General features: G+C 56.9%; 11 protein-coding genes. 9 read left to right on the forward strand and 2 right to left on the reverse strand.

The genetic code is table 11. The features are described 5' to 3' along the window. The first annotated feature begins 40 nt into the window (after nt 1–40). The 4 genes from EOL43_RS14485 to EOL43_RS14500 all read left to right on the forward strand — a co-directional run bounded on the left by EOL43_RS14485 (nt 41) and on the right by EOL43_RS14500 (nt 3,927). Entirely contained in the window at nt 41–1,018 is a 978-nt protein-coding gene (locus EOL43_RS14485) for a FliM/FliN family flagellar motor switch protein (protein ID WP_133489632.1), read from the forward strand. A 74-nt stretch (nt 1,019–1,092) separates the two neighbouring features. Further along, nucleotides 1,093–1,419 (forward strand): TraR/DksA family transcriptional regulator, encoded by a 327-nt coding sequence (locus EOL43_RS14490; RefSeq protein WP_133489633.1) that lies wholly within the window; start codon nt 1,093–1,095, stop codon nt 1,417–1,419. Nucleotides 1,420–1,499: 80 nt separating this feature from the next. Further along, entirely contained in the window at nt 1,500–1,712 is a 213-nt protein-coding gene (locus EOL43_RS14495) for a hypothetical protein (protein ID WP_133489634.1), read from the forward strand. Nucleotides 1,713–1,842: 130 nt separating this feature from the next. Beyond that, on the forward strand, nt 1,843–3,927 hold the full coding sequence (locus tag EOL43_RS14500) for a 3-hydroxyacyl-CoA dehydrogenase NAD-binding domain-containing protein (protein WP_133489635.1): 2,085 nt from the start codon (nt 1,843–1,845) through the stop codon (nt 3,925–3,927). A gap of 50 nt (nt 3,928–3,977) precedes the next feature. Here EOL43_RS14500 and EOL43_RS14505 read toward each other — a convergent pair whose 3' ends face one another. Then, nucleotides 3,978–4,193 carry a hypothetical protein gene (locus EOL43_RS14505; RefSeq protein WP_133489636.1) on the reverse strand — a complete coding sequence of 72 codons (216 nt, stop codon included), beginning with the start codon at nt 4,191–4,193 and terminating at the stop codon, nt 3,978–3,980. Between the two features lie 153 nt (nt 4,194–4,346). Between EOL43_RS14505 and EOL43_RS14510 the strand changes: the two genes are divergently transcribed. After that, entirely contained in the window at nt 4,347–4,604 is a 258-nt protein-coding gene (locus EOL43_RS14510) for a DUF2312 domain-containing protein (RefSeq protein ID WP_133489637.1), read from the forward strand. Nucleotides 4,605–4,649: 45 nt separating this feature from the next. On the opposite strand, the gene EOL43_RS14515 is transcribed toward EOL43_RS14510, so the two are convergent. Further along, nucleotides 4,650–5,528, reverse strand: coding sequence for a hypothetical protein (locus EOL43_RS14515; protein WP_133489638.1), 879 nt, complete (start codon nt 5,526–5,528; stop codon nt 4,650–4,652). Between the two features lie 87 nt (nt 5,529–5,615). On the opposite strand from EOL43_RS14515, the gene EOL43_RS14520 reads away from it, so the two are divergent. The 4 genes from EOL43_RS14520 to EOL43_RS15435 all read left to right on the forward strand — a co-directional run. Beyond that, nucleotides 5,616–7,277 (forward strand): ABC transporter permease, encoded by a 1,662-nt coding sequence (locus EOL43_RS14520; RefSeq protein WP_133489639.1) that lies wholly within the window; start codon nt 5,616–5,618, stop codon nt 7,275–7,277. Nucleotides 7,278–8,183: 906 nt separating this feature from the next. Next, complete coding sequence (locus EOL43_RS14525; protein ID WP_133489640.1) at nt 8,184–8,576, forward strand: H-NS histone family protein; 393 nt, start codon at nt 8,184–8,186, stop codon at nt 8,574–8,576. A gap of 130 nt (nt 8,577–8,706) precedes the next feature. Next, nucleotides 8,707–9,624 carry a helicase RepA family protein gene (locus EOL43_RS14530; protein WP_133489641.1) on the forward strand — a complete coding sequence of 306 codons (918 nt, stop codon included), beginning with the start codon at nt 8,707–8,709 and terminating at the stop codon, nt 9,622–9,624. After that, nucleotides 9,618–9,802, forward strand: a 185-nt coding sequence (locus EOL43_RS15435) for a hypothetical protein (RefSeq protein WP_205669561.1), incomplete at its 3' end; no start/stop codon positions are given. The genes EOL43_RS14530 and EOL43_RS15435, both read left to right, overlap by 7 nt.

A 9,802-nucleotide genomic window follows, 5' to 3' on the forward strand; every position in this document is an offset into this window, starting at 1 on the left:
GTCTTGGCAGTGTCGAAGCGATCTATCGCGTGGAACTGACATGGCCGATCCAGACACATTCAGCGTGTTGCAACGCAAAGCCGGGGCAGGGCAGCCGTCTTCGGATATTCCGCGCCTCTCGGCGACGGGGGCGTTGGGCAATGCACTGCGGCGCGCGGGGCAGGATGTGGCTCGTGTTCTGATCGCGGTGTCGTCAGTCGACCAAGGCAAGGCGGTGCTGGACGAGGTGTTGGATGATCTGCCAGACAACGCGCTTCTGTGTCTGGTCGAAGGACCGGACAGCAGCTTCGGTCTGGCCGTTCTGGACCTTAGTTTAATGGCTGGATTGGTCGAGGCCCAGACGATCGGGAATGTCTCCAAAGCCGCGGTCACGGATCGTGCGCCGACGCGGACTGATGCGGCCATCTGCGCCGATTTTGTGGATCGCATGATGGAGTGTTTCGAGGTCGAGGCGCATGGCGCGAAACTGGACATCGTTCCTCAGGTCTCGGGTTATCGTTATGCGTTGCCGATTATGGATCCCGAAGTCATCTCGTTGACGCTGGCAAACGTTCACTATCATACGTTTCGGGCCGAACTGGATCTTGCGGGTGGCGCAAAACAGGGCGTGTTGACCGTGATCCTACCGTGCGAAGCCCCGGCCAGCACCAAGCAAAGCCCTGCGCCCGACAGGGACGCGCCAGAGCACACAATCGCAGACGTGGCGATGAGCTGCCGGGCAGAACTGCGGGCGATTTTGCATCAGGTCCATCTGCCCGTCACGGACGTGGCAAATCTGGAAGTTGGAATGGTGATCCCTGTACCGCTTCAGGCGCTGGGACAGGTGGCGCTGCTGGATCCTGACGGTGAGGTTGTGACCACCTGCCGATTGGGGCGAATGCACGGCCAGCGCGCCCTGCGAATTGGCCCCGCGACCGATCCCCGCGTGGTGCCAATGATGCCTGAGCAGACGCTCGCGGGCGCGACCACAGCCCCCGCGTCGTCGCCCCCTGCACAGGCAGATATGCCGACCCCCTAAAGCCTGAAATTGCTTGACCTGTATCAATGCAACGCGCCCTGTCTCGTTTCAAAGTCAGGGCAAAGGAGAACACTATGGTAGATGTGAACAGGTACCGTGATATTCTGAACGCGCGGATGAAAGAATTGGACAAGCGCCTTCACGAAATTGAAGACGAGTTGGACAGCCACCAGTCGAAGGACTGGGAAGAACTGGCAGTTGAGCGCGAAGAAGATGAGGTTTTGGAAGGTCTGGGAAATTCCGGCCAGAATGAAATCGCCATGATTCAGGCCGCTTTTGCCCGCATGGATGAGGGCGAGTTCGGCTATTGTGTCGAATGTGGCAACGAAATCTCGGCCGAGCGGCTGAACGTGCTGCCGCACACGCCCTTCTGCCGCGACTGCGCCGCGAAGCACGCATAAGGACGATCGCCGCCAGTGGAGGGGCGGCGATCGTTTCCCAGATGGGATCGTCCATCTGATGGCATAAAGGAGAGGATGCAATGGCATTTGAAGAGCTTAAAGCCTCGATCAGTTTGATCTTGGACGAAATCGCAAAACGCCCCGAGGACCGCCACGTCCTGCAAGAACAGCTGCGCGAAAAGATCGCCGAGTTGGATAAACTGGGCCTGCCGGTGCCCGAAGATATCCGCCGCTTCGAGAGCGAACTTGAAGAGGATGATTCCGACGACCTGTTCGACAACATGCCCGTTTGAGCGGGCGTCGCAGTCACTTTTTGTGACAAATCCGACCAAACGGTCGGGAAAGATGGTGTGACATCGCCATCAGCCATTGACAAGGTTGCCCCTGTTCTGCCCCTAAAGGGCAACTGATTACGGAGGAACCATGTCCGAGCCTGTCACCCTGCGCGTCGAAAACACTGTTGCGGTCATCACCATCGAAAACCCGCCAGTCAATGCCCTTAGCCACGCGGTACGTTCCGGCCTGTCCGAAACCATTCAGGCCGCGATCGCGGACGACGCGGTGAAGGCCATTGTGCTGACCGCCGCAGGGCGGACCTTCCCGGCAGGCGCGGATGTGCGCGAGTTTGGCCGTCCACGCGAGACGCCGATCCTATCGCAGGTGTGCGATTTGCTGGAAAACAGCCCAAAACCCACGATTGCTGCCGTGCATGGCAATGCGCTTGGCGGCGGATTTGAGCTGGCGCTGGCATGCCACTATCGCGTCGTGCTGCGCGGCGCTCGGCTGGGTCTGCCCGAGGTGAAATTGGGCGTACTTCCGGGCGGGGGCGGGACACAGCGAGTCCCACGCATCGTCGGCGCCGACGCGGCTTTGGACATGATGCTGACAGGCAAGCCAATTCCGGCGCAGAAAGCGCTTAGCCTTGGCCTTGTGGACCAGATCGCGAATGACGATGTTGCAGGCGCCGCTGTCGCGATGGCAGAGCAGGTGATCGCAGATGGCGGCAAAACCCGGCCGACGCGCGCGCGCGCTGAGGGTCTGCAAGATCCGGTAGGATATGCGAACGCCATCGCCGCCCGCCGTGAGAAGATGAAAAACGATCCGCAGCCCTCGGTGGCCGAGATCATCAACTGTGTCGAAGCCGCGCAGATCTTGCCGTTCGAAGCGGGCATCGCCAAAGAGCGCGCCGCCTTTGACGAATGCGAAACAGGCCCCGAGGCGACCGCTATGCGCCATGCCTTCTTCGCTGAACGCCGCGCCGCGAAAGTGCCCGAGCTCAAAGGCGCGACTCTGCGTCCGGTCTCGACCATTGGCGTGGTCGGCGCGGGCACCATGGGAGCGGGCATTGCGATTGCCTGTCTGGATGCAGGCTTCCCTGTTGTTCTGGTCGAACGCGATCAAGAGGGCTTGGAGCGCGGCGTTCAGCGTATCGTCGCGAACTATGGCAAGTCTGTCGCCAAAGGGCGCATCGACGCTGCCACTGGCGAAGAACGCCTGTCGCGCCTGACCGGCACCACCAATATGCAGCATCTGGCACCGGTCGATCTGATCATCGAGGCTGTGTTTGAAGACGAGGACGTCAAGCGCAACGTGTTCGCCCAGTTGGATGCGGTGATGAAGCCGGGCGGGATCCTTGCGACGAACACTTCGTATCTGGATATCGACGCGCTGGCGGCGACAATCTCGCGTCCACAGGATGTGGTTGGCTATCACTTCTTCTCGCCCGCGCACATCATGAAGCTGCTGGAAATCGTGGTTGGCGAGAAGACCGATCCCAACGTGGTCGCGACCGGGTTTGAATTGGCCCGCAAGCTACGCAAAGTGCCGGTGCGGGCAGGGGTCGCCGATGGCTTTATCGGCAACCGCGTGCTGGCGGCCTATCGTCTGGCGGCGGATTTCATGCTGGAAGATGGTGCGACGCCGGCCCAGATTGACGCGGCGATGCGCGCTTATGGATTCCCGATCGGCCCGTATCAAGTGTTGGACATGGCCGGGCTGGACATCTCGTGGGCGCGGCGCAAGCGTCTTGCCGCCACGCGGGCACCGGAGGATCGCTATGTCTCGATTGGGGACAAGATCTGCGAGCAAGGTTGGTTCGGCCAGAAAGCGGGCCGGGGGTACTACATCCACGATCAAGAAGGTGGCCCGGTCGAAAATCCCGACGTCTTGGCGATCATCGAAGAAGAGCGCCGGATCCAAGGGATCACCCCGCGCAGTTTCACCCAGCAGGAAATCCAAGAGCGCTGCCTGTTTGCCATGGCGAACGAAGGCGCGCGTCTTGTGGCGGAAGGGGTCGCGCTGCGTCCGTCCGATGTGGATGTGGTGCTGCTCTATGGCTACGGCTTCCCGCGCCATCGCGGTGGCCCGATGATGGCGGCCGATCAGGCCGGTCTACTGGCTGTGAAGAACGCGCTGACCGGCTGGCAAGTGGAAGAGCCGCGCTTCTGGGCGCCGTCGCCACTGTTTGACGAGCTGATCAAGAACGGCAAGAAATTCGGGGATCTGTGACCCCGATCACCTAAAGCGACGGATGGGGCCAGGGCGGCCCCATCGGAATGTCAGCCCAGCGACACGCCTAGGATGACGCACATCAGGCCCAGCACGGACAGACCCAGCGCGCCCATGTTCAGCGCCATGGCTTTTTGAATGCGCGCGCGCAGTTCGGCATCTTCCAGCCCTTCACGTTTGGCCTTCATGACCTTCAACGCGCTGGCCACCAGCCCTGCAAGGCCGATAACCGACATGATTGCTCCTACGATGATCAGCCAGTCCATGGCGGTCTCCTTTTTGGTTTCTCAGCGCCTACCGCGCGGGATGCCGCTGTGCAAGCCCTGAGAGGTCTTGAAGGTGATCCCCTGTCGGGCTAAATCGGGTTTCAACATCGCCTGTCACGTTTCGCGGGCAATCATCACAGGTAAGAGGGCCCCATGGACGATCATCAGACCCAAAGCAGCTATCGCGTCACCGCAGACGAGCTTCGCCAGTTCATCGAACGCATCGAGCGTTTGGACATGGAGAAAAAGGACATTGCGGATCAGCAAAAAGAGGTGATGGCAGAGGCCAAAGGTCGTGGTTACGACACCAAGGTCATGCGCAAGTTGATCGCCCTGCGTAAGCGCGACGCCAACGATATCGCCGAGGAAGAAGCAGTTCTGGATATGTATAAGGAAGCGCTGGGCATGTAAGCCCGCCACATATCGGATCGGAAGGGGCCCTTTGGGGCCCTTTTTTTATGGGCTCAGGACAGTGACGCCTGGGATTTTGGCGATATCCTTGATGTCGCTTTCGTAGTTTTCGGTCAGCTCGTCGACCAAATCCTGTGTCCAGCCCGACAGCCCGATCTCGTGCTCGACCGCGCCGTCCTTTGCAAACTTGTCCAGGAACGCGGCAAGGATCCGGCGGCGGTGCACTTCGTTCTGGAAAGGGTTTTCGCGCAAATACGTGCGGAGCCGGGTCATCCCCTCGGGTTTGGTGATCCGCTCCAGAATGTCCAAGCTGCCGCGTTCAAGTTTGTTCTCGCTGTCCAAGCCCGCGATGGCCTGCATGACATCTGGCCAGATCAACGGTGTATCCTCATTGCACCAGACCGTGATCGGTGTCTCGGGATTGGCCTCGCGAATATTCTCGATCACGTCAGCCCAGAACAGATCACGCGGATCTGCCGAGCCCAGCATCAGCTCGCGCTTCTCGTCATCCAGTCGGGCAGCGAGGTCGGGCATGAAATTGGCAATGTTGCTGATCCCCATGAAATAACTGACATCATGGTCGGGGAACAGGTTGCGCATCCAGGACGTGTTGCGCGACGCCAAGGGGTAAAGGCGCCCGCCTTCAATCGCGCGGTGATGCACCCCCATCGAATGCTCATGGCCCAGAATGATCCGATCGGCTTCTTTGGAATCAATCAGCTCGTCAATCAGCATATCTTGCGTGTCGGCGCTGGCCACGCTGCCCTTCAGCTTGACCATGATCTGACCCAGAAGCCCGCGATACCGCGTGGGGCCGGGGACGGCGATCCCTTGTTGAAACAGCTGCCCCGCGTTCTTCAGAAGCGATTTCGTTAGAAGGTCGTCATCTGTGCAATGTGCGCCGATATGGATTGCGATTTTCATCTGTCGCCTGTGTTCTCTTGCCCTGCCGGAGTAAAACATACTGGGGATTTCTGGACAGTTAAACAAGTTTCAGGTTAAAGCCGATACATGGTTGAGCAAAAGACTCGGATAGAGGCGCCAAGACGCGCTGGGTATCGGCTAAATATCTGGTCTGTCGGGGCATTTATGATTGCCGCGCTGGTCCTCATGCCGATCCTGTCGATCCTATGGCTGGCGCTGACGCCCGAGGAAAATGCATGGCCGCATTTGATGGCGACGACCTTGCCGCGCTATGTGAGTAACACGGTGATCATCTCGTTGTCGGTGGGTTTACTGTCTGCCGCCGTTGGGACCGGGTCGGCATGGCTGATCACCATGTACCGCTTCCCCGGTGCGCGCTGGCTCGAGTGGCTTTTGCTGACGCCCTTGGCGATCCCCGCCTATGTCGGCGCCTATGCGCTGGTCGACTTTCTGGAGTATGCGGGACCGCTTCAAACCGGTCTGAGGGCCGTGTTCGGCTGGGAGAGTGCCCGCGACTATTGGTTCCCCGAGATCCGCTCGCGCTGGGCCGCCATCGTAGTGTTGGCGGCCGCACTAAACCCTTATGTCTTCCTACTGGCCCGCGCTGCGTTTCGCGAGCAATCCGCTGATGCCTACGAGGTCGCCCGCGCCTTGGGGGCAGGGCCCTTTGCCCGGTTCTGGCGTGTTGGTCTTCCCTTGGCACGCCCTGCGATCGCAGCAGGTGTCGCCATCGTGATGATGGAGACGGTCTCGGATTTTGGTGTCGTCGACTACTTCGCCGTCCAAACCCTGACCACGGGCATTTTTACCGTCTGGCTGGAAAGCCACAACGCCGGGGGCGCGGCCCAAATCGCCTTGGTCATCCTCGGCTTCGTCTTCCTGCTGGCCGCGCTTGAAAAGCTGGGCCGCTCGCGCAGCCGGTTCTATCGCATGTCACGCCAAAGCCGTCCGGTCGAGCCGCGTGCCTTGGGGCGGTTGGGCGGATTGGCAGCCCTGTTCCTGTGCGCTGTTCCCTTCGTGATCGGCTTCGTGTTGCCTGTCGCCGTGCTGTTCTCGCACGCGCTGGCCAAGCCGGAATACTGGCTGTCGAACGGACTGCTCTCGGCCTTGGTGCACACGCTGACTGTAGGGTCTGTCGCAGCCCTTGTCACCGTGTTGGGCGCGCTGTTCCTTGTATACGGCGTGCGTCTGTCCGGCAGCGCCTTGGCCCGCAAACTGATGCCGCTGACCACCATCGGCTATGCCGCCCCCGGGGCTGTGCTGGGCATCGGCATCCTGATCCCGATGGCGGCTGCGGATAACGCGATGGCGGACGGCGTTCTGGCCGTCACGGGCTGGGATCCCGGGCTGGTCATGACCGGCACCGCCTTTGCCGTGATCTATGCCTATTGCGTGCGGTTCTTCGCGATTGCCCAAGGCGCGACGGATGCCGCAATCGAGCGTGTTTCGCCCAATATCCCCATGGCAGCTCGGTCTCTTGGCCGTTCGGCCCGCGGCGCTCTGGCCGAAGTCTATTTCCCGTTGATTCGTGGCTCGGTCGGCACAGCGCTTCTGCTGGTCTTTGTGGACAGCGTAAAAGAGCTGCCCGCTACCCTGCTTTTGCGCCCCTTCAACTACGGCACGCTGGCCACGCGCGTTTATGAACAGGCGTCGCTTGAACAACTGGGACAAGCCGCCCCGCCAGCATTGATGGTGATCGCCGTCGGCCTTTGCGCCGTCGCCCTGATGGCCCGCGCCAGCCGCCGCTGAATTTTGCTTGCACCTTCCAAAAGAAGCACGTAGATCGTGCCCGAGTGCCCCTATAGCTCAGCTGGTAGAGCAACTGATTTGTAAGCAGTGGCCCAAATTTGAAAAATTCACTCACAAAATGTAAGAAATATAAGCAAAAACAGTAAGATAAGGTTATAATCTTTCTGCTTCTCGAGTGCGGCATACTACCTTCTATACTACCAATGTCTGGAATTTCTCGTAGTTTACAAGGTTGGTTGGGTGCAGCCCGAAAAAGAACTAAGGATGTAATCAGTTATCTCTTGATGCCCATTTGGTTGTTTGTTACATGGGCGATGCGTTGTAAGCAGTTAGGTATGGTCAAGGGGCCTAACTTGGTGCTTACTTCGCCTAACACTTTTGTAAATGTGCCCCTATAGCTCAGCTGGTAGAGCAACTGATTTGTAGCGTAGCTTCAGGCTCAAACTGGAGTAAGTTGCAGCCCTCATTGGAAATGATGAGGTGAACTGGTGTCAAATTCGGGGAAACCTTAGCAGCGAAAGCTGTTGGCAATCCCGAGCGAAGCCTTTCGGCGCAAGCCGGATGGAACGTGTAGAGACTTGACGGCACCCACCTACGGCCAACCGGCTATGGTGAAGGGAAAGTCCAGACCACAAAGCGCCCTCGGGCGTGGCGGCTAAAGTCGTAGTGGTATGAATCAGTGGGTCGGGAGTTCGAGTCTCTCTGGGGGCACCACAAAAATCCTTTTATCTTGCACCGAAACGTCTTGCACATTGCAGGGCCACTGACGTGCAGTGAGCTACTGCACAACGATCATCATACATCGCATAGATTGTTCGTTTAACCTTTGCCTGAACGTGATCCGTAGACACAGAGTACGACATCTTCTAACGTGCGGACAAATCTTCACCGAAGGACATTAAGGCTATGACAAAAGACATTAGTGAAATGCAGCCCGATGAGCTTGCTAAGCACATCGAAGAAGCCCAGAAAATTCTTCAGAAGAAAAAAGATGACGAGCTTGCGAAGCTCGCAGCTGACATTTCTGCTGCAATCAAGAAAAGTAATTTTTCTTTGGAAGAAGTCTTGGAGCAACTTGGCGTTGCCCCTTCTTTAGGAAAATCAAACAAAGCGGACAGCAACAAAAAGGGCAAAGTTTATGTGAACCCTAACAACCAAAGTGAAACTTGGGGTGGTGCTGGAAGGGTTCCAGGTTGGCTCGTCAGCTATTTGGAGGACGTTAAAGAGATTAAATTCGATAAGTTTAGCATCAAGCACCCACTTATTGCACCCGAGCTTGCAAAGCTTGAGAAAAAGTGACTTCTGGTCTTTTGTAAGTAATTAATAATAATAGTAAATAAAAATAAATAACACTTAATTAATATTTATTATTGATTTATTAAATTAATATGATATAGATACTTCATAACTTTTAATATGGAGTATTTAAATGAGTTATAATTTTAGAGATTGGAGACTTGATGTCTCGAATGTAATTGGAACCAAACCGAAGGAGCTCGATTTTGTGTTGCCGGGATTACTGGCTGGCACAGTAGGCCTGCTGGTTGCCCCGGGTTCCGTAGGCAAATCCTTCTTGGCTCTTGAATTCTGCATCTCGATTGCAGCGGGACGTGATGTCTTTGGGCTGTTTTCTGGGCAAGAGTTCAAAAAAGGGCCAGTATGCTTCCTGTCGCTTGAAGACGGTGGGGCAGTGCTTCATCATCGGCTCTATGCTTTGCGTGAGTATCTGACAGATGAAGACAAAGCGAACATCGAGCAAAATTTTGATGTGTTTGATGCATCAGGTCGTGGCTTTTCGCTGACGATGGCTGATGGCTCGCTTCCAAGTATGGTTTTTCAAGCACTCGAAGAATACTTGGATGTTCGCAAGCCAGTTCTTCTTGTAATTGATACGCTGAACCGAGCTTTGAGTGGTTTGAACGAGAGCTGCTCGGCGGTTGCATCGAAGGTGCTGCATCAGCTCGAACAGCTGAACCGCAAAGTGGGCTGCGCAACGCTCATCCTGCATCATGCGAACAAAAGCAGCGTCCTGAATGGCAACAGCACAGCACAGGGCATTCGTGGCAGTTCCGCTTGGTCTGACAATGCTCGCTGGCAGGCAAACATGGCAGTCATGTCAGAAGCGGAACTTGCCAACTATGAAGTTGACCAAGACAATCGAAAATCATGGGTCAAACTGGATCTCGTCAAATGTAATCACATTGCCAACACTCACGACATCTGGCTGACACGTGATGAACACGGCGTTCTGGTTGGTCAGGTTCCTCCAAGATCCACGAATAGTGGTAGGACCAGAAAGCGCCGTAAAGGTGGTGATGACATCGATAACGGTGACATCCCATGGTAACGCTGCCTGAATTTGCTTTGGTGGATCCTGTCACCCTGAACACAGGTCTGTTTCGCTCCCTACCCAAGGGGGCGAGGCCTGTGCTGGATGCCAAAAAAGAACAAAAGGATTTGGCTTATCGATATGCAGGGCATCATGTTATAAAGGGCGGCGCAATATTGGACCACGGTAGCGCCGC

The sequence above is a fragment of the Aliiroseovarius marinus genome (assembly GCF_004360145.1).
GTDB classification, from domain to species: domain Bacteria; phylum Pseudomonadota; class Alphaproteobacteria; order Rhodobacterales; family Rhodobacteraceae; genus Aliiroseovarius; species Aliiroseovarius marinus.